The 20396-nt window shown below is 57.1% G+C and carries 13 protein-coding genes and 2 pseudogenes; 9 read left to right on the top strand and 6 right to left on the bottom strand.

Annotated features, from left to right (window positions below; all coding sequences use genetic code 11):
• The first annotated feature begins 24 nt into the window (after positions 1-24).
• The 6 genes from IFT84_RS12440 (at position 25) to IFT84_RS12415 (ending at position 4764) form a co-directional block, all read left to right on the top strand.
• Positions 25-1038 (top strand): 2-hydroxyacid dehydrogenase, encoded by a 1014-nt coding sequence (locus IFT84_RS12440; protein ID WP_192119813.1) that lies wholly within the window; start codon positions 25-27, stop codon positions 1036-1038.
• Positions 1039-1157: 119 nt separating this feature from the next.
• Complete coding sequence (ung, locus tag IFT84_RS12435; protein WP_192119811.1) at positions 1158-1862, top strand: uracil-DNA glycosylase; 705 nt, start codon at positions 1158-1160, stop codon at positions 1860-1862.
• A gap of 58 nt (positions 1863-1920) precedes the next feature.
• Positions 1921-2457: a BON domain-containing protein gene (locus tag IFT84_RS12430; protein WP_192119809.1), complete on the top strand. Its 537-nt coding sequence runs from the start codon at positions 1921-1923 to the stop codon at positions 2455-2457.
• Between the two features lie 49 nt (positions 2458-2506).
• Positions 2507-3364 (top strand): TIGR02587 family membrane protein, encoded by an 858-nt coding sequence (locus tag IFT84_RS12425; RefSeq protein ID WP_192119807.1) that lies wholly within the window; start codon positions 2507-2509, stop codon positions 3362-3364.
• Positions 3365-3376: 12 nt separating this feature from the next.
• Positions 3377-3784: a TIGR02588 family protein gene (locus IFT84_RS12420; RefSeq protein WP_192119805.1), complete on the top strand. Its 408-nt coding sequence runs from the start codon at positions 3377-3379 to the stop codon at positions 3782-3784.
• A gap of 65 nt (positions 3785-3849) precedes the next feature.
• Entirely contained in the window at positions 3850-4764 is a 915-nt protein-coding gene (locus tag IFT84_RS12415; RefSeq protein WP_192119803.1) for a transglutaminase-like domain-containing protein, read from the top strand.
• On the opposite strand, the gene IFT84_RS12410 is transcribed toward IFT84_RS12415, so the two are convergent.
• The 5 genes and pseudogenes from IFT84_RS12410 to IFT84_RS12390 all read right to left on the bottom strand — a co-directional run bounded on the left by IFT84_RS12410 (position 4712) and on the right by IFT84_RS12390 (position 13670).
• Complete coding sequence (locus IFT84_RS12410; protein ID WP_342212875.1) at positions 4712-5392, bottom strand: TetR family transcriptional regulator; 681 nt, start codon at positions 5390-5392, stop codon at positions 4712-4714. The genes IFT84_RS12415 and IFT84_RS12410 overlap by 53 nt on opposite strands.
• 173 nt (positions 5393-5565) lie before the next feature.
• On the bottom strand, positions 5566-8721 hold the full coding sequence (locus IFT84_RS12405) for an efflux RND transporter permease subunit (RefSeq protein WP_192119799.1): 3156 nt from the start codon (positions 8719-8721) through the stop codon (positions 5566-5568).
• A gap of 11 nt (positions 8722-8732) precedes the next feature.
• Positions 8733-10016 (bottom strand): efflux RND transporter periplasmic adaptor subunit, encoded by a 1284-nt coding sequence (locus tag IFT84_RS12400; RefSeq protein WP_192119797.1) that lies wholly within the window; start codon positions 10014-10016, stop codon positions 8733-8735.
• A gap of 296 nt (positions 10017-10312) precedes the next feature.
• Entirely contained in the window at positions 10313-13276 is a 2964-nt protein-coding gene (polA, locus tag IFT84_RS12395; protein WP_192119795.1) for a DNA polymerase I, read from the bottom strand.
• 104 nt (positions 13277-13380) lie between these two features.
• Positions 13381-13670 (bottom strand): annotated as a pseudogene (locus IFT84_RS12390) (GIY-YIG nuclease family protein).
• 941 nt (positions 13671-14611) lie between these two features.
• On the opposite strand from IFT84_RS12390, the pseudogene IFT84_RS12380 reads away from it, so the two are divergent.
• Positions 14612-16012 (top strand): annotated as a pseudogene (locus tag IFT84_RS12380) (M20/M25/M40 family metallo-hydrolase); the annotation flags it as partial.
• On the opposite strand, the gene IFT84_RS12375 reads toward IFT84_RS12380, so the two are convergent.
• On the bottom strand, positions 16013-16498 hold the full coding sequence (locus IFT84_RS12375) for a hypothetical protein (protein WP_342212870.1): 486 nt from the start codon (positions 16496-16498) through the stop codon (positions 16013-16015).
• Positions 16499-16645: 147 nt separating this feature from the next.
• Between IFT84_RS12375 and IFT84_RS12370 the strand changes: the two genes are divergently transcribed.
• Both IFT84_RS12370 and IFT84_RS12365 read left to right on the top strand, forming a co-directional pair.
• Positions 16646-17995: a PQQ-dependent sugar dehydrogenase gene (locus IFT84_RS12370; RefSeq protein WP_192119789.1), complete on the top strand. Its 1350-nt coding sequence runs from the start codon at positions 16646-16648 to the stop codon at positions 17993-17995.
• 153 nt (positions 17996-18148) lie between these two features.
• Positions 18149-20350: a transglycosylase domain-containing protein gene (locus IFT84_RS12365; RefSeq protein ID WP_192119787.1), complete on the top strand. Its 2202-nt coding sequence runs from the start codon at positions 18149-18151 to the stop codon at positions 20348-20350.
• Positions 20351-20396: the final 46 nt, after the last annotated feature.

The following is a 20396-nucleotide window of genomic DNA, read 5'->3' as shown; positions in this document are numbered from 1 at the left end:
CGAGAGTTCTCGAAAGCGTCGTCCATGTCGTCAACGTCCGCGAAGAAAAAGCCGAAGGTCTATATCACCCGCAAACTGCCGGATCTGGTGGAAACGCGGATGCGGGAACTGTTCGACGCCGAGCTGAATATCGATGATGTGCCGCGCACGCGCGAAGACCTGATCCGCGCCCTGCAAACGGCGGATGTTCTCGTGCCGACCCTCACCGACCGGATTGATGACAGCCTGATCGCCGAGGCCGGTCCGCAACTCAAGCTGATTGCCAGCTTTTCCAACGGCGTCGATCACATCGATGTGGAAGCGGCCGCCCGGCGCGGCATCACCGTTACCAACACGCCCAATGTGCTGACCGACGACACGGCTGATATGACAATGGCGCTGATACTGGCCGTGCCCCGCCGCCTGACCGAAGGTGCTGCTATTCTGGCTGACAAGCGCGCCGAATGGGCGGGCTGGTCGCCCACATGGATGCTGGGACGGCGCATATCCGGCAAGCGCATCGGCATTGTCGGCATGGGCCGGATTGGCACGGCGGTCGCACGGCGCGCCAAGGCTTTCGGCCTGTCCATTCATTACCACAATCGAAACCGGGTTGACCATCACACCGAAGAGCAGCTGGAAGCCACCTATTGGGATAGTCTCGACCAGATGCTGGCGCGGGTGGATATCGTTTCCATCCATTGCCCCTCCACGCCCGCGACCTACCACCTGATTTCCGCACGGCGGCTGGAACTGATGCGTCCGACAAGCACCATTATCAACACCGCGCGCGGTGATATCGTGGACGAGGCCGCGCTGATCAAATGCCTGCGCGAAGGGCGCATTGCCGGGGCGGGGCTCGATGTGTTTCAGAATGAGCCCGCCATCAACCCCAAGCTTGTGAAGCTGGCCGAACAGGGCAAAGCCGTGCTTCTGCCCCATATGAGTTCGGCAACGCTCGAAGGGCGCATCGACATGGGGGACAAGGTCGTTATCAATATCCGCACCTTCTTCGACGGCCACCGCCCACCGGACCGTGTTCTGCCGGGACGGCTTTAGAGCATATTCCGACCGGAGTGAAACGAGGATCGAAAAGAATATGCTTCAACATAAGAATATTAGAGCGCCGATCTGATACAATCAGGTCGGAAAACGCTCTAATTCAAGGGGTTACACCTATGACCACTGCCACAATCAAGCTTGATGAAAGCTGGAAACAGGCGCTCGCAAACGAGTTTACCAGCCCTTACATGGCCGTTCTCAAAACCTTTCTCAAGCAGGAGAAGGATGCGGGGAAAACGATTTTCCCCAAGGGGTCAGAGTATTTTAGGGCGTTGGATCTGACCCCGCTCGACAATGTGAAGGTCGTCATTCTTGGACAGGACCCATACCACGGCGTCGGCCAAGCCCATGGCCTCAGCTTCAGCGTGCGCCCCGGCGTTGCCATTCCGCCATCGCTCAAGAATATCTACAAGGAACTGGAAAGCGATCTTGGTATTGCGCCAGCGCGCCATGGCTTTCTGGAAAGCTGGGCACAGCAAGGCGTGCTGCTTTTGAACAGCGTGCTGACCGTGGAGCGGGCGCAGGCCGCATCCCATCAGGGCAAGGGGTGGGAAAAGTTTACCGATGCTGTGGTGCGGGCCATCAATGCCGGGCCACACCCGGTCGTATTTATGCTGTGGGGTTCCTACGCGCAGAAAAAAGCTGCCTTTGTCGACACCACCCGCCATCTGGTGCTGAAATCGGCGCATCCGTCGCCCTTGTCAGCGCATAACGGCTTTTTTGGCAATCATCATTTTTCCAAGGCCAATACGTTTTTGCAGGACAATGGTTTAACGCCGATCGATTGGGCGCTGCCAGACAATCCTGTCTCTGCCGATTGAACCAATCCTCGTTCCAGCCGTTCTTTATCCAAACCGCATGATTGAAGGTAAAAGAACGATGGAAAACGAGCGCACCAACAAGCCAGTTCCGAATAAGATCGCCCCGACGAGCGACACCAATCGACAGGAAGATTATCGCGATTATGAAGAGCGCGATATTGAAGATGGCTGGCCCTATGCCGATGAGCCGGGCGCCGTTTCCAAGCCTGCGGAAAATCGCGCCTATGGCGAAACCGGCACGAATTTCGATGGCGACACCAATCCGGGATACGAAACCTTGACCGAATCTGAATCCCAGAAGCACGAGCACAAGCTCGAAGTATACCCTGATGGAGACGAGGCGCAGATTACTGATGATTCCGCCTTGGAGGAAGCCGTCAACGATGCGATCGAAAACGATGAGGCGCTGGATGCAACCGGCATCGATATTCGCGCAGCAAACGGTGTTGTGTTTCTTCAAGGGTTTGTGGGCGACGCACGCGAGCGCCAGCGCGCTGTCGAAATTGCAGGCAGCATTGCGGGTGTGAAAAAAGTGAAGAGTCAGTTGACCTTGAACGGTGTGGACGCCAACATCCCCGCCGACTACGACGAATAACAATCGGCCCCATGCACCCGGAAGACGGTGCCATAAAATTAAGGCTTCCATGGCGCAGGCATCTTCTTCAAACGACACAGACCGGCAATCGAACAGCTATCTGATCGGCATTGGGCGCGGCATTGGCGGCGCCCTTTTGTTTGCCATCCCCATGCTGATGACCATGGAAATGTGGTCGCTTGGCATGTTTATGGACCGCACACGCCTGTTCATTCTCTTGATCGTCACGCTGCCCTTGCTAGTGGTTTTGGCTCACCGCATTGGATTTGAGCGTACACTGTCCTGGTCGGATGCGCTGCGCGACGCCTGCCTCGCCTATGGTATCGGCATCTTTTCCAGCGTCATCATTCTGACCGTTTTCAACCAGCTATCGCCTGATATGTCGCTTGATGAAATCGTCGGCAAAATCGCTCTGCAATCGGTATCGGCGGGCATGGGTGCCCTGCTCGGTCGCAGCCAGTTGGGAAACGATAGTCTCGAAGACGATGATGACGACGACAGCCCAACCGGCGATGTCGGCTATCTGGATGAACTGTTTCTCATGGCCATCGGTGCTTTGTTTTTAAGCCTCAACATCGCACCGACGGACGAGATGATCGTGATTGCCTACAAGATGACCGGCTGGCACGCGTTGGCGCTGGTTGTCGTGTCTGTGCTTGCCATGCATGGGTTCGTCTATGCGGTCTGCTTCAAGGGCTCCCACATGCTCTCGCCGGACATGCCATGGTGGCACGCATTCTTCCGGTTTACGATGGTCGGCTATGTGCTGGCACTGTTGATCAGCTTTTACACGCTCTGGACGTTTGAGCGCGTGGATGGCGTATCCTACACCCAGGTTCTCTACACCGTCATCGTTCTGGGCTTGCCCGCCTCCATTGGGGCCGCAGCAGCCCGACTGATTTTGTAAGGCAGAATTCCCATGGCAAAATCGTCTCCCAACCCGGAAAGTTCGCAGGAAACCGCGCTGATCGAATGGATTTTTGGCATCATTTCCGCCTGTCTGGTGTTGGCGATGATTGGCTGGGTCTGTTGGCAGGCATTGAGCAGCACCGGAGGCAAGCCGCTTCTCAGCATTGAAATTATCAACCAGACACAGCAGGGTCCGTCTTTTGAGGTGGAATTTCTGATAAAAAACGACGGCCCGATGGCAGCAGCCGGGGTAACGGTTCAGGGTGAATTGATGGCAAACGGGCAGTCTTTGGAAAACCGCGAGGTGGTTTTTGATTATGTTCCGGCCCATTCCGAGATGGATGGCGTGCTTTTGTTCAAAAATGACCCGAAAACCAGTGAAATGGACATTCGCGCTTCGGGCTATACTGACCCTTAAAACCCTCGAGGCACAGGGAACAAAAGCCGGAAGCAGTCATTCTCTCACAAAAAGGGAGAACGGCAATGTTGATCCGTATCGGCTACGAAATTGGCATATCCTGCTTTCAGGCAACGCCCATCACCACCTGCCTTTCGGTAGAGGATGCGCGTCGCGATGAAATTGTCGAGGAAACCGGTCCCCGGACATTTCCCGATGTTCCTCTGGAAAGCTACAAGGACCCGTTCGGCAACAACTGCCTGCGTCTGGTAGCGCCTGCGGGCGGTGTAACGCTCGCCTATGATGCAATCATGCGCAACAGCGGCGAGCCGGACCCGGTTGCCTGGGACGCCATTGAGCATCCTGTAGAAGACCTGCCGCCGGAATGCCTGCCGTTTCTAACCGGAAGCCGCTACTGCGAGACGGACCAACTCGGTGATATTGCATGGCGCCTGTTTGGCAACGTTCCAAAGGGCTGGGAGCGAGTTCAGGCCATTTGCGACTACGTGAACAACCGCATTTCCTTCAGCTACGGCTATGCGCGCAACACACGCACGGCATTGGAAGCGCATGAAGAGCGTGTTGGCGTCTGCCGTGACTTCGCGCATCTGGCTGTTGCCTTTTGCCGGTGCATGAACATTCCTGCCCGTTACGTCAATGGCTATATGGGCGATATTGGCGTACCCGCCGATCCAGCACCCATGGACTTCAACGCATGGCTGGAGGTCTATCTTGGTGGGCGCTGGCACACATTCGATGCCCGCCACAATACACGGCGCATCGGGCGCATTGTGGTGGCTCGCGGCAAGGATGCCAATGACATTCCCATGCTATCTACATTCGGCCCGCATCAGTTGACCACGTTCAAGGTATGGACCTACGAGGAAACCAGCAGTGAGGTGACGGAAACGGCGCCGCAAAATCAGGTTTCGCTGATCAATCCATGGTTCAGTGAGGATTGGGCCCGCCACGTGCAGGAACGTTCCTCGCCGCAGATGTAAGGGTCTGGCAGGCAATAGCATCCTCCCGAAACCCTTCGAACAGCCGGGACAGCATGTCTTTTCCGGCGCACACCAGATCAAAATTCTGTCCGAAAAGAAGCCAATCGGAAACCAGTCCCTTCATGGCCCAACAGATCGTGCGGGCAGCGGCGTCGGGTGTCCAGTTGCGGCGCAGATATCCGCGCTTCTGTGCATCCTGAAACAGAGCGGTAAAGGCAACCATGCGCTCTTTTTCGGCTTCCTTTTGCTTGTTGAGAACGGCGACAAGCTCACCCCGGTAATCACATCGCAAAAGAATGGTGTAGATGCGCTGGCGCTGCTGGTCGGATGAAATATCCGTCAGCCAATCAATCCCGGCCGATTCCAGACGGTCCATAGTTTGCTGTATACCTTCATCCAGCCCATGGGCCAGCATGTCTTCCTGCGGCAGATTGACGGTTTCATAAAGCGCCAGAAACAACGCAACCTTGTTGGCAAAATGCCAGTAGATCGCGCCCCGGGTTACGCCCGCTTCACGCGCAACGTCTTCCAGTGTGGTGTCGGATACGCCTTTCAGGAAGAAGATGTGCTCAGCCGCATCAATGATGCGCTGGCGGGTTTCCTGTGCCTCGGCCTTGGTTCTTCGCACCATTGGCCCTCCTCGCTCGAGTCTGTCGGGTTCATTCTGAACCAGACAGACTCTCGATTCGTTTGTTGTGGTTTGTCTTTTCGGGAAAACCGGATTCCACTTTTCCCTGACAAACTTTAAGCGCAAGCTGTGCCGGAGCCTCTCTAAAGAGGCTCCGGCTTTGTCTGAACCGGTCAGTGCGCCACAGGCGGCACCGTCGTGGGCGTATCGGCGTTGATTGCGTCCGGCTTATCCTTTGACTTGCGCGTAAACAGTCCCGTAATGAACACGAAGAAGATCGGCACCATGAAGATCGCCAGAACCGTCGCCGAGATCATTCCACCCATGACGCCCGTACCGATAGCCCGCTGGCTGCCGGAGCTGGCACCGGATGCAATCACCAGCGGCACGACGCCAAGGGTAAAGGCAAGCGATGTCATCAGGATCGGACGGAAGCGCAGATGCGCTGCCTCAATGGTTGCTTCCAGCAAGGATTTGCCCTCCGCGTGCAGATCCTTGGCAAACTCGATGATCAGAATCGCGTTTTTCGCCGAAAGCCCGATGATGGTGATGAGGCCGACCTTGAAGTACACATCGTTGGACATATCCCGCAGCAGCACCGCAACAACCGAGCCGATAACACCAAGCGGCACCACCAGCATCACAGCCACCGGAATGGACCAACTTTCGTAGAGTGCAGCCAGGCACAGGAACACCAGCAGGCAGGACAGCGCAATCAGGATCGGCATCTGACTGCCGGACTGGATTTCCTGCAGGGACTGGCCGGTCCACTCATAGCCAAAGCCGGGCGGCAACTGGCTCATCAGGTTCTGCATTTCTGCAATTGCATCCCCGGAGGAGTAGCCGGGCTTGGTCTCACCGCTGATACGAATGGCCGGGTAGCCATTATAGCCCACCGTTTGCGATGGCCCCACCGACCACTCGATGGTGGAGAAGGCTGACAACGGCACCATGCCGCCATTGCTGTTGCGAACGTTGAGGTTCAATAGATCCGACGTTTGCATACGCTGGTTTTGATCTGCCTGCACCGTAACGCGCTGCATACGGCCTGCATTGGGGAAGTCGTTGACGTAGGTTGACCCCAGATTGGTGGAGATCGTCGAGTTGATATCCGCGAACGTCACTCCGAACGTATTGGCCTTTTCTCGGTCGATCAGCAGATTAACCTGGGCTGCGTCCAGCATACCCTCGACACGCACACCGGCGAGGATAGGACTTTTGGCAGTCAGACCCAGCAACTGGTCACGCGCTGCCGCCAGAGCGGCGGTGCCTGCACCGGCCCGGTCTTGCAAGCGGAAGGTAAAGCCGCTTGTGGTGCCAAGGCCCTGAATGGGTGGCGGTGACAGGGCGAAGCTGATTGCATCCTTGATCTGGCTCATGGCGATGGTCGCACGCATGGCGATGGCGGAGGCGACATTATCGGCATCGCGCTCGCTCCAGTCATTCAGCGTAACGAAGGCGAGACCCGCATTTTGTCCGGCACCCGAGAACGAGAAGCCATTGATGGCGATAATGGTTTTGACGCCACTTTCCTTCTTGAAGATTTCCTCAGCCTGCTGAATGACCTCATTGGTACGGTTGGCGGTGGCTTCCGATGGCAACTGAATGCTGACGATCACAAAGCCCTGATCTTCGTCCGGGAGGAACGAGGTGGGCAACTGCATGAACAGATAAACAAGTCCACCCAGCAGCACCACATAGACCAGCATGAACCGGCCCGCACGCCGGATCAACCAGCCCACGCCCCCGCTATAGGTATGGGATGCGCTGTCAAAACCCCGGTTGAACCAGCCGAAGAAGCCCTTTTTCGTGCCGTGGTGGCCCTTGGGAACCTGCTTGAGGAAGCTGGCGCACAGAGCAGGTGTCAGCGACATGGCCAGCAAGGCCGAGAACATGATGGAGACCACCATGGTCAAGCTGAACTGACGATAGATTACGCCCACCGCACCGGGGAAGAACGCCATGGGAATAAACACGGCGCACAGAACCAGCGTAATGCCAATGATGGCACTGGTGATCTGGCTCATGGCCTTCTTGGTGGCTTCCTTGGGAGTCAGCCCTTCTTCGCTCATGATGCGCTCAACGTTTTCAACGACGATGATCGCATCATCCACGAGAATACCGATGGCAAGCACCATGCCGAACATGGTCAGCACGTTGATGGAGAACCCCATCATCAGCATCACCGCGCAGGTGCCAAGCAAGGCCACCGGCACAACCAGCGTGGGAATGATGGTGTAGCGAATATTCTGCAGGAACAGGAACATCACCAGGAACACCAGAGCGATGGCTTCCAGCAGGGTGTGCAGCACCTTTTCAATCGACACCGACACGAATGGCGATGTGTCATAGGGAACGGAGTATTCCACCCCTTCCGGGAACAGCGTTTTCAGCTCTTCCATCCGCGCCTTGACGGCGTTGGATGTCGCCAGTGCATTGCCGCTTGGGGCCAACTGCACACCGATGGCCGCAGACGCCTGACCATTGAGACGCGTGGATGTGCTGTAATCCTGCCCACCGACTTCCAGACGCGCAACATCACGCAAGCGAACGGACGAGCCATCCGGATTGGCGCGCAGAACGATGGAACCAAACTCTTCCGGTGTCGTCAACTGGCCCTTGACCAGAACTGAAGCACTGATCTGCTGGTTGACCGGGTTGGGCTTGGCACCAATGCTACCGGCGGCAATCTGCGCGTTTTGCGCACCGATGGCCGCTGTCACATCGGCTGCGGTCAGATTAAGACCCACCAGCTTGTCCGGGTCCAGCCAGACGCGCATGGAACGCTCGGTCGCAAACATCTGCGCACGGCCCACACCGGGCACACGCTGAATTTCGGACAGGACATTTCGGCTAAGGTAATCGCCCAGTGCAATCGCATCCATCTGTCCGTTTGTAGCGGTCAGTGAGACGATCATCAGGAAGCCCGAACCGGCTTCCTCGACCTGAATACCCTGCTGCGCCACGGAGGCAGGCAGACGCGCTTCAACGCGGCGCACACGGTTTTGAACATCCACGGCGGCATCGCCGGAATCCGTACCCGGTGCGAAGGTCACGTTGATTTCCACGGCACCGGCGGCGCTGGATGTGGATTCGAAATACAGCAGCCCTTCAATGCCGTTCAGCTCGTTTTCAATGAGCTGCGTCACGCTTTGATAGGTTTCTTCCGATGAGGCACCGGGATAGCTGGTGCTGACCGAAATCTGTGGCGGTGCCACCGCCGGGTACTGCGAAATGGGCAGCATGGGAATGGAAATGGCACCGGCAACCATGATCATGATGGCCACAACCCAGGCGAAAATCGGCCTGTCGATAAAGAAACTTGGCATCGATACGATCCTTACTTCTTATCTTCGGCAGCAGTGCCACTGGCAGTGCCAGCATCGGACGGCGCAGCCGCAGGCGCTTCCCCCGTGGCAGCCTTGTCGGCAGGAGGGGTAGAGCCGGCAGCAGGTGTTTCAGCAGCGGGGGCCGCACCCTCAGGCTTCCACTCTGTCGCTACGACCTTTGCGCCCTGACCGATCTTCTGGAAGCCTTCCACGACCACACGCTCGCCACTCTTCAAGCCGTTCTGGATCATCCAGCGGTCTTCGTAGACGCGGCCAGTCGTGACCGGACGCAGTTCCAGAGTATCGTCCGCCTTCACCACATACACATGCGAATTGCCCGAAGCATCGCGCTGTACGGCCTGTTGCGGAATGGCGATGGCGTTGTTTTCCACGCCCTGCTCAATCTGCACACGGACATACATGCCCGGCAGAAGATCATCATCAGGGTTGGGAAACTCGCCGCGCAGCGTTACCTGACCGGTGGTGGCATCAACAGCCGCTTCCGAAAACAGCAGACGGCCCGGATGGGCGTAAGGCTTGCCATCATCCATCAGCAGGCGGACGCGGGCTTCGCCGGGGGCAGTTTCCAGAGCACCGTCCTTCAACGCCTTGCGAAGCTTGATCAGATCCGTGGCCGATTGCGTGAAGTCGGCATAGACGGGATCGAGCTGCTGGATGGTCGCCAGATTTTCCGTACCGTTGGCACTGACGAGCGCACCCTCGGTAATCAACGCACGGCCGATACGACCGCTGATGGGGGCCGTTACGCTGGCATATTGCAGATTGAGCTTGGCGGTGTTGAGACCGGCCTGTGCAATGGCCACATCGGCGTCCGCCTGTGCAAGCGTTGCCACGGCGTTTTCCAGCGTCTGTCCAGAGGCAACATTGGCCTTGCGCAGTTGCTCCTGACGATCCGCTGTCTGGCGCGCCTGCATTTGTGTGGCCTGCGCCCGGCGAAGCGTGGCTTCGGCACTTGCCACCTGAACCTCAAACGGCGCAGGGTCGATGCGGTACAGCACATCACCTTCCTTCACCATGGACCCCTGCTCGAACACCCGCTCTACCACAATACCGGTTGCCCGTGAGCGCACCTCGGAAATGCGGGTTGCCGCAATACGGCCCGGCAGTTCATTCATAATTGGCAGGGGCTCTGCTACAGTGGTGACAATGCCGACCTGTGCCGGAGGCTGCGCTGGCGGTGCGGCGGCCTGCTCGGAATCCTTGTCCTGGCATGAGGCCAGCGCCAGTGCGGCAGCAATGGTGAAAGCAAGCGAAAAACGATGTGTTGGGCGCATAGGGTTTCCAATAAAAGCATGTCCAGGAAAAAGCGGAATCGCTTTTACGTCTGGACAATGCGTCAAACATAAACTTGCGGCGCTCGCCTGCCCTCGTGATACTCAAACGCTTGGGAGAACGTTTCAACAGTCACAGCCGGACCTGCAAACGCAATCCCGGCGTCGCATACGCGGCACCGGGATGAATTTACAAACATGACTGTATGTTAAGAGCGATCCGCTCGCATTGCAACATGGCACGTGACGAATTTAGCCCATAGAAATGATGAGGCCGATGACAAATGGATGAAACGCCGTCAATGCGCCTCGTCCCAGTTGTGTGCGGCGCGCGCATCTACCTTCAGCGGCACACGCATGGAAAGCGCCGGCATTGCGGCATTTTCCATGACCGATACGATGGTTGGAATGGTGCGCTCCACTTCGCTTGTCTCCACCTCGAAGATCAGTTCGTCATGCACCTGCAACAGCATCCGTGCGCCAAGATCCTGCTTCGTCAGCACATCTTCCATCTGAATCATGGCGCGGCGAATGATATCGGCTGCCGCGCCCTGAATCGGCGCATTGATGGCTGCACGCTCGTTGAACGCCCGAACCGACGGGTTGGAAGAGCGAATATCCGGGTAATGCGCCCGCCGCCCGAAAATGGTTTCCACATAGCCATGCTCGCGTGCAAAAGCCTTGGTGCTGTCCATATAGTCACGAATGCCGGGAAAACGCTCAAAATACCGCTTGATATACTCACCAGCCTCGGACCGCTCAATGGCAAGCTGGTTGGCCAGTCCAAACGCGGAAATGCCGTAGATAATGCCGAAATTAATGGCCTTGGCGCGGCGGCGGATTTCGCTCGCCATGCCTTCCACCGGTACGCCGAACATTTCCGATGCGGTCATGGCGTGAATATCGATGCCATCGGCAAAGGCTTGCCGCAGTTGCGGAATATCGGCAACATGCGCGAGCACCCGCAGTTCGATCTGGCTATAATCCGCTGACACCAACATATGCCCCGGCGTGGAGATAAACGCCGTGCGGATTTTACGCCCTTCGGCATTGCGAACGGGAATGTTCTGCAAATTGGGTTCAGACGACGACAGCCGTCCCGTGGTGGTTGCCGCCAAGGCGTAGGACGTGTGCACACGCTTGGTCTGCGGGTGAATATATCCCGGCAAGGCATCCGTATAGGTGGATTTCAACTTGGTGAGCTGTCGCCAGTCCACGATCTTGCGCGGCAGCGGATAGCCTTGCTCTGCCAGTTCCTCCAACACCTGCGCCGAAGTAGACCACTGCCCGGTCTTGGTCTTGGAACCACCGGGAACACCCAGCCGCCCGAACAGAATATCACCAAGCTGCTTAGGTGAGCCGATATTGAAGCTTTCGCCCGCAAGCTCATAAATTTCATGTTCGAGGGCAGCAGCGCCCTGCGCCAATTCCCCCGACAGCCGCGACAAAATTTGCCGGTCCACGGTAATGCCGCGCTCTTCCATATGCGCCAGCACCGGCAGCAAAGGTCGCTCCAGCCGCTCATACACGCTCATCAGGCGATTGGCGACAAGGCGTGGTTTCAGCACATGCCAGAGCCGCAGGGACACATCCGCGTCTTCCGCTGCATAGGCCGTCGCCTTGTCGATGTCCACATGATCGAACGTAACGGCCCCTTTGCCGGTGCCCGCTACTTCCTTGTAGGTGATACATGTGTGGCCCAGCCAGCGCTCCGCCAGCGCATCCAGCCCGTGCTGGCCTGTTCCCGCGTCCAGCACGTAGGACATCAGCATCGTATCGTCGATGCTGCGCATTGTGACGCCGTAACGGCGCATCACCTGATAATCATATTTCAGGTTCTGGGCGACTTTCAGCACCGCATCGTCTTCTAGCAGTGCTTTCAGGCTGGCAAGCCCCTGCGCAAAGGGTATCTGGTTTGGCGCAAGCCCGCCGCCCAAGAGATCACCATGCCCATCCAGATGCGCAAGCGGCACATAGGCGGCGTGGGTTTCAACGCCGGATGGATCGCGGCGTGTATCGCTATAGGCAAGAGAAAACCCGACCAGCTCCGCCTGCATGGCATCCAGCGACGTGGTTTCCGTATCAAAAGCAACCACACCCGTTTCACGCGCTTTGGCAATGAAATCGGTGAGCGTGCCCAGATCGCGAATGGACAGATAGCGCGAACGATCGATCTTGTGGGTGGCGAACAGTTCGGCGCGCGACTGCGCCAGCTTGTGCGGCGTCATATCACCCGGGGTTGCCGGCTGAACGGAACCGGTGCTGACTTTTGGCTGCTGGGTCGTAACCATCTGGCCCGGATCAAGATCCGGCCCCCGTGCGGCTGGCCCCCATTCAACCGGAACATTGGCGGCATCGATCGCGGAGGCATCGCAGTCGCAGGCTTCCGCCACGCGCCGCGTCAGCGCGGTAAACTCCATGGCCTTGAGGAAGGCAATCAGCTTTGGGCCATCCTGCCGGTGCAGGTGAAGGTCTTCCAGCGGCACGTCGATGGGGGTATCGGTACGCAAGGTGACCAATGTTTTCGAAAGCCGCGCCTGTTCGGTATTGGCAATGATCGTTTCGCGGCGTTTGACCTGCTTGATTTCACCCGCGCGCGCTAGCAGGGTTTCCAGATCACCGAACTCTTCCAGAAGCTGCGCCGCCGTCTTCGGCCCGATGCCCGGAATGCCCGGTACGTTATCGGTGGAATCGCCGGTCATGGCCTGCAGGTCGATCATCTTTTCCGGCGGAACACCCCATTTCTCGATGACTTCGGGAATGGAAATCTGCTTGTCTTTCATGCTGTCATACATTGAGACATTGGCGGTCACGAGCTGCATCAAATCCTTGTCGGATGAAATGATGGTGACATCCGCCCCCGCCTTTTCCGCCATGCGGGCGTACGTGGCTATGATATCGTCGGCTTCAAATCCTTCCGTCTCGATGCAGGGCAGGTTGAACGCACGGGTGGCATGACGAATGAGCCCGAACTGCGGGATGAGATCATCCGGCGGTGCTGTGCGGTTGGCCTTGTAGGCATCGTATAGTTCGTTGCGGAAGGTCTTGGATGAATAATCGAAGATGACGGCAAAATGCGTGGGCGTCACGCCAACGGACGTATCACGGGCATTGGTCAACAACTTCCACAGCATGTTGCAGAAACCGGAGACGGCATTGACTGGCAGGCCATCCGATTTGCGGCTGAGCGCGGGAATGGCATGGAACGCCCGGAAAATGAAGCCCGAGCCATCGACGAGGAAGAGATGATCAACTTTTTTCATGGGGAGCATGGATAACGCAATTTGGCGCATATCGAAATTGGTTTTCGACGATAAGACAGAATTGTCACCGCCATCTTTGGGTGGCGGTTCGTTTAAGGGCAATGTTATAATACCAATAGATGCGCCGATATGCCCGCCCACTCCGGGTTTGCTTGTTCAATCAGGCTGATTTTCCACTGCCGTGGCCATTTCTTCATCGTCTTCTCGCGGGTAATGGCAGTTGTTAGAAGATCATGCTCTTCAAACCAGACCAATCGTTTCACACCGTGGCGCTGCGTAAACCCTGGAAGAAGTTCGTTTTGGTGTTCAATTATCGTCCCGGCAAGTCGCGGGTCACGCCAATGTAAAGCGTTCCGTTGCGTTTGGATGCGAGGATGTAGACGTAACCCTTCATATTAGAATTATCGAAATTGAATTGTGCTGAGTCAATATTGAAACTTGCATCTAATCCCTGCCACCGTCCTCTCCTCACCCCTGTGCTTGTCAGAGGGGTCCACCCGCACGAGGACACGCTCCACTTGCGTTTGCCGAGCCATGGACCCCTGTGGACCACGCACAGGGATGAAGGAGGAGAGGGTGTTTTCAATTGTCACTGAAATCATTATATGCAAATAATTGAATATTCCGACATGCAATTCGGGGACATTTCGCAAAATGGGTTTGAAAGCTTTGTTGGTCCGCTCCTGGAACGCGCAGAACGACAAACCGCCATCTCTGACAGGCGTTCTGTTTTTCACAATTCCGGTAACTGCTCTACTCAGTATATTCGATTCTGAAAATCCATATTGGGTCGTACTTGTTCAAGTCGTGCTGATATCGCTCCTTTTCGTACCGGTATTCCGGTTGAGTGATCGCCTCCTTTCGATGAAAAAAAACAAAGCACCGGCTCGAAAAAAAGCTGTGCCATTTCTGCTATACATCACCTTATTTTCCGGCATGACCTTTATTTTTTATTATGGGAGTGATCATTCGCCCTACGGCAGTATATTCTTACTCATAATGATTTCGACAAACTTCCTTTGATATAAATACCAATAGTAAATTTGTTCGCGCAACCTTACGAATTTGTAATGCTCGCTTTGTATAGTTAACCCTTGAAAAGCCACATTTACACGGCCATTTGCTTACCAACGGCACCTGATCATGCCGTCGTCTGGTAGCCGGCTCGTCCCCCGCTATGGCCGCCAGACAAAGGACAAGGGCCTATCCCCCCTCTCCGGGCCTTTGTCCGCATCTTCGTGAAAGCCGTCGTGGCACTGCCCCTCGCCACGGCGGCTTTTCGTTGTCTAAAGGTTCCCTCTATTTCCAACCTGAGCTAGGTTCAGCTGGAAGAATAAGGAATCACGCATGACATCCCTGGAAAAAGCCCTCGAATCTGCTGATCGTAACCTTGAGCCTGCCGTCGAACGGCTGTTCGAGCTGCTGCGCATCCAGTCCATCTCAACCGATCCGTCCTTCGCACCCGAATGCCGAAAGGCTGCCGAGTGGCTGGCGGACGATCTTATATCGCTGGGCTTCGAGGCCTCGGTGCGCGATACCCCCGGCCACCCCATGGTCGTGGCGCACCACAAAGCGGCTGACGAGCAAGCGCCGCATGTTCTGTTCTACGGCCATTACGATGTGCAGCCGGTGGACCCAATTTCGCTTTGGGAAAGCGATCCGTTTACCCCTCAGATCAAAACCCTTGCCAACGGCCAGAAGGTTATCACCGGTCGTGGCACGTCAGATGACAAGGGCCAGTTGATGACGTTCGTGGAGGCCTGCCGCGCCTACAAGGATGCCCACGGCGCACTTCCCTGCGCCGTCACGCTTCTGTTTGAGGGTGAGGAAGAATCCGGCTCACCCTCGCTGAAACCGTTTCTTGAGGCCTATGCTGAGGAGTTGAAGGCGGATTTCGCCCTCGTTTGCGATACCAATATGTGGGATGCTGAAACCCCGGCCATTTCGGCGGGCCTGCGTGGTCTGGTGGGTGAAGAGATCGTCATTACGGGTGCGGATCGGGATTTGCACTCCGGCTATTTCGGCGGCGCTGCAGCTAACCCGGTGCATATTCTTGCCCGTATTATCGCTGGCCTGCACGATGCTGATGGCCGCGTGACACTGCCCGGCTTCTACGATGGCGTGACCGAAACGCCCGATGCCATCAAGGCGATGTGGGACACACTGGGCCAGACTTCAGAGACGTTTTTGGGCGAAGTTGGCCTGTCCATTCCCTCGGGCGAGAAAAACCGCTCCGTGCTGGAATTGACCTGGGCGCGCCCGACAGCCGAGGTCAACGGCATTTGGGGCGGCTACACCGGCGAAGGCTTCAAAACCGTCATTGCGGCGGAAGCCAGTGCGAAAATCTCGTTCCGTCTAGTGGGCGATCAGGACCCCGGCAAAATCCGAGATGCGTTCCGTACCTATGTCAAAAGCCAAATCCCCGCCGATTGCTCTGTCACGTTCCACGAGCATGGCGGCTCTCCGGCCATTCAGCTTCCCTATGACTCCGCTCTTTTGAACAAGGCCAAGGACGCGCTGTCGCAGGAGTGGCCAAAGCCTGCTGTTATGATTGGTATGGGCGGCTCCATTCCCATTGTGGGCGACTTTCAGAAGATGCTCGGTATGGAATCCCTGCTGGTGGGATTCGGGCTTGCAGACGATCGTATTCACTCGCCGAATGAGAAATATGCCTACCAGTCTTTCCAGAAGGGGATCCGCTCATGGATCCGCATTCTGGATGCAATCTCACATTAATTATTTGGCCTCACAAGCTTTCGGCAGGGCCGCCTCGAGCGGCCCGTTCGCTTGCTGCAGATTTGCGGTTTCGATATGCAGGGGATGATAGGGCGGCTCCTGAATGGCAGGGTCGACCACGCGGATGATGTAGCATCCCGCAAACACGGTCTGCTTACCCTTGGTGTCGGTCGCCCGGATGGCGACCGGCACCGACGAATAGGCGCTTCCGGCAGCCCCTTCGGTTTCAATCTTGCCGGTTACGAACTCCACTTTCTCCGTATCGGCATAGCCTGCTACGAAGCTCTGATAATCGACTGCGGGTTTTTCACCGCTGAAATAGCTGTAGGCGCGGGCATATTCGCGGCGGTTGACAGCGTTGTAGAGTGACTTGATCAAGCTCGCCCCATCAGAGCGATTGTCCACGTAATCAGGAATGGTCTGCGCCTCAGCCCCAGTGGCGGCACAGCCAAGAAGGGTGGCTATCATCATCCATCGTTTCGTCACGGCTTTCAGTCCTTCTGCGATTGCGGTCTGAATTGATAACGCCTCAAGAATTTAATGGTTGCCCATCATGATTGTCCGTGAACCATCTCAGCATCCCGGCGTTGATCCCCGATGTGCTCGACGGGCGCGCGAACAAAGGTGTTTGCCATGAAAAAAATTCTTCTCGCAGGCGTGGCCATAATTGTGATTGGCGGGGCTGCCGTCTACTTCCTGTCCAAGGAATCGGCCACCGTGCCAGTAGCGCAGGGGTATGGGCCAAACCCGACCTTGCCAGCGCCAAATCCCAAATTGATCCCCACTGTCAATATCGCGCCTGCACAAGGCTGGCCGCAAAATGGGAAGCCGACAGCCGCCAATGGCATGAACGTCGCCGCCTATGCCAGCGGATTTGACCACCCGCGTTGGCTGCACGTTCTGCCCAATGGCGATGTGCTGGTAGCCGAAACCAACAAGCCACCGAAAGAAAAAGACCCGTTCAGCGTTCGCGGCTGGGTTATGGGCGTTGTCATGGGGGCGGCTGGAGCAGAAGTACCCAGTGCCAACCGCATAACGCTGGTGCGCGATGCGGACGGCGATGGCGTTGCCGAAATGAAGACGACCTTTCTCTCCGGGCTCAATTCACCCTTCGGTATGACACTGTCCAACGGCAAGCTGTATGTTGCCAATACCGATGCTATCGTCGCCTTCCCTTATACCGATGGGCAGACCGAAATTACGGCACCGGCTGAAAAGATCGCCGATCTCCCCGGCGGCCCCATCAATCACCACTGGACGAAAGATGTGATTGCCAGCGCAGACGGCACCAAACTTTATGCCACTGTCGGCTCCAACAGCAATGTTGCCGAAAATGGCATGCCCGCAGAAGAAAACCGTGCCGCCGTGCTGGAAATCGATCTGGCGACCAAGCAGACGCGCGTCTTTGCCTCCGGTCTTCGCAATCCCAACGGCTTGGCGTGGCAGCCCAATAGCAAGGCCCTGTGGGTGGCCGTCAATGAACGCGATGAAATCGGCAGCGATCTGGTGCCCGACTATATGACATCGGTGAAAGACGGCGGGTTCTATGGCTGGCCCTACAGCTATTATGGCCAGAATGTCGACGTTCGCGTCAAGGAACAGAAGCCTGATCTGGTCGCCAAAGCCATCGTGCCGGATTATGCACTTGGGCCCCATACGGCATCGCTGGGCCTGACCTTCAACACTGGCAGCTTGTTCGGCCCACAATATGCCAATGGTGCATTTGTTGGTCAGCATGGCTCCTGGAACCGCAAGCCGCACAGCGGCTACAAGGTCATATTCGTTCCATTCCAGAACGGTATGCCCGCCGGTGAACCACAGGATATTCTCACCGGATTCCTGAGCGCTGACGGCAAGGCCCTTGGTCGCCCCGTTGGCGTTGCCATCGATAAGGCTGGCGCACTGCTGGTGGCTGATGATGTGGGCAATACTGTCTGGCGCGTTGCTCCGGGCGCGCAAACGGCGGCGTTAACCACACCATAAGGATGACTTTAACACGTTGTTAACGCCTCCTTAAATTGCCGCATTTACAGTTCAAGGCCAACAAACGCAGCGGGGTTCATCTGAAAAATGAACCCCGTCTTAAATTTGGTGCGCACCTTGGCCCCAAAACTGGAAAGCAATGCATAGTCCGACATGGCAACCGGCAGAAAATCAGGCAATCGCGTTGAACCCTACTTCGGCAGGTCGCTCGATGACGATGAGGATGACGACCTGCGGGCCGATGCGCGTGACCGCGTGAGCCCGCGCCAAACGGGACGCGCAAAGGCCGCAAAGACCACCAAAGCCGACAAACGCAAGCCCACGACAACACGCAGCCGGTCCAGAGGCCGCTCCGGGGGCCTGTTCGCGCCCTTGCGCAAACTGGTGTATTGGGGCGTGGTCTTCAGCATCTGGGGCGTTATCGGCATTGCCGGTGTCCTGTTTTATTACGGTGCGCGCATGCCGAACGCCACCTCCTGGGCCATCCCGGATCGCCCCCCCAACGTCAAAATCCTGTCTGTAGACGGTACAACGCTGGCCAACCGGGGCACCACGGGCGGGGAGGCGCTGTCGCTGGAAACCATGTCGCCCTACATCCCGCAGGCCGTGATCGCCATCGAGGACCGCCGCTTTTACTCTCATTTCGGTGTCGATCCCCTGGGCTTTGCCCGCGCCATGCTTACCAACGTAACCACCGGGCGCATGGTGCAGGGCGGCTCTACGCTGACACAGCAGCTTGCCAAAAACCTGTTTCTATCACCCGACCGCACGCTGGAGCGTAAGGTGCAGGAAGTGCTGCTCGCCTTCTGGCTGGAGCATAAATACACCAAAGACCAGATCCTGGCGCTCTACCTCAACCGCGTGTTTTTCGGCTCCAATTCCTATGGTGTCGAAGCGGCATCGCGGCGCTACTTCAACAAATCCGCGCGAGACGTGAACCTCGGGGAAGCCGCTCTGCTGGCGGGCCTGTTGAAGGCACCGTCCCGCCTCTCCCCGGCACGCGATCCGCAAGCGGCAGAAGAACGGGCGCAGGTCGTGCTGGGTGCCATGCGCGAAGAAGGCTTTGTAACGGAGCGCGATATCAAGACCGCGATGTCGCAGCCGCCAACGCAGGCCAAAAGCCATCTGACCGGCGCCGAAAACTACGCGGCAGATCTGGTGATGGACCAGCTTCCTGCCCTGATTGGCGATGTGAAGCAGGATCTGGTGATTGACACCACGCTCGACCTGACACTGGAAAAAGCAGCGGAGAAAAGCATTGCCGGGCTTCTGGATGCCGATGGCAAAAAGCTGAATGTTTCACAGGCCGCCCTTGTTTCACTGGATGGCACGGGGGCCATTCGTGCTATCGTCGGCGGGCGCGATTATGGCGACAGCCAGTTTGACCGCGCCACCAAGGCCAAGCGCCAGCCGGGCTCCGCCTTCAAGCCCTTTGTGTATGCCGCGGCCATGGAACTGGGCAATACGCCCATGTCGCTGCGCAACGATGCCCCGGTAAAGATCGGCAACTGGACGCCGGAGAACTACGACCAGAAATATCGCGGACAGGTCACGCTGGCCAATGCGCTGGCCCACTCGCTGAACACCATTGCAGCCCAGCTTGTGATGGAAGTCGGCCCCGCCGAGGTAACAAAGGTTGCACACCGCATGGGCATTACATCCGCCTTGCAGTCCAATGCGTCCATCGCGCTTGGCACCTCGGAAGTCAGCCTGATGGAACTGACCTCGGCCTATGCTCCTTTCATGAACGGCGGCTATAAGGCCACCCCGCACATTATCCGTCGTGTTTCTACAAGCGATGGCACGGTGCTTTATGAAAACACCTATGACGAACCGCCTCGAGTGCTGGACCCCATTGTCGTCAGCGAAATGAATGGAATGATGATGCAGGTCGTGCTGTCGGGCACCGGCAAAAGCGCGCAGTTGAAGGGTTGGGATTCGGCTGGCAAATCTGGCACGACACAGTCCTTCCGCGATGCCCTGTTCGTTGGCTATACCAGCAATCTGACGACCGGGGTCTGGTTCGGCAATGACGATGGCAAGTCGATGAAGAAGGTGACAGGCGCGGGCTTGCCCGCCAAGGCCTGGAAAGAGTTTATGACGGCGGCCCACAGGGGCCTGACGCCGGCACCCCTGTTCGGCACAACAGGCGTTCAGCCGCAGTTTGGAGACGATACGATCGCTACCGGTGATCCCAATGCTTTCCCGGATGGTCCGCAGGCTGTGACCGATCCGGGAATTGCGGGACAGGGTGTGCCACTGGATGATTCGATGATGGTGCCACCGAACGAGGTTGGTGAGAGTGGTGGTGCCACCCACCGCACCACGCTTTTTGACTTTCTGACGGGTGGATGACTTAGACTGTCGTAAGCGCGGTCAAAATCCTCTGCCGATTTGACAA

This window comes from Rhizobium sp. CFBP 8762 (assembly GCF_014841565.1).
Lineage (GTDB): Bacteria > Pseudomonadota > Alphaproteobacteria > Rhizobiales > Rhizobiaceae > CFBP-8762.
Note: the sequence above shows the minus strand (reverse complement) of the source record. Positions and strands in the feature narration are given on the sequence as shown.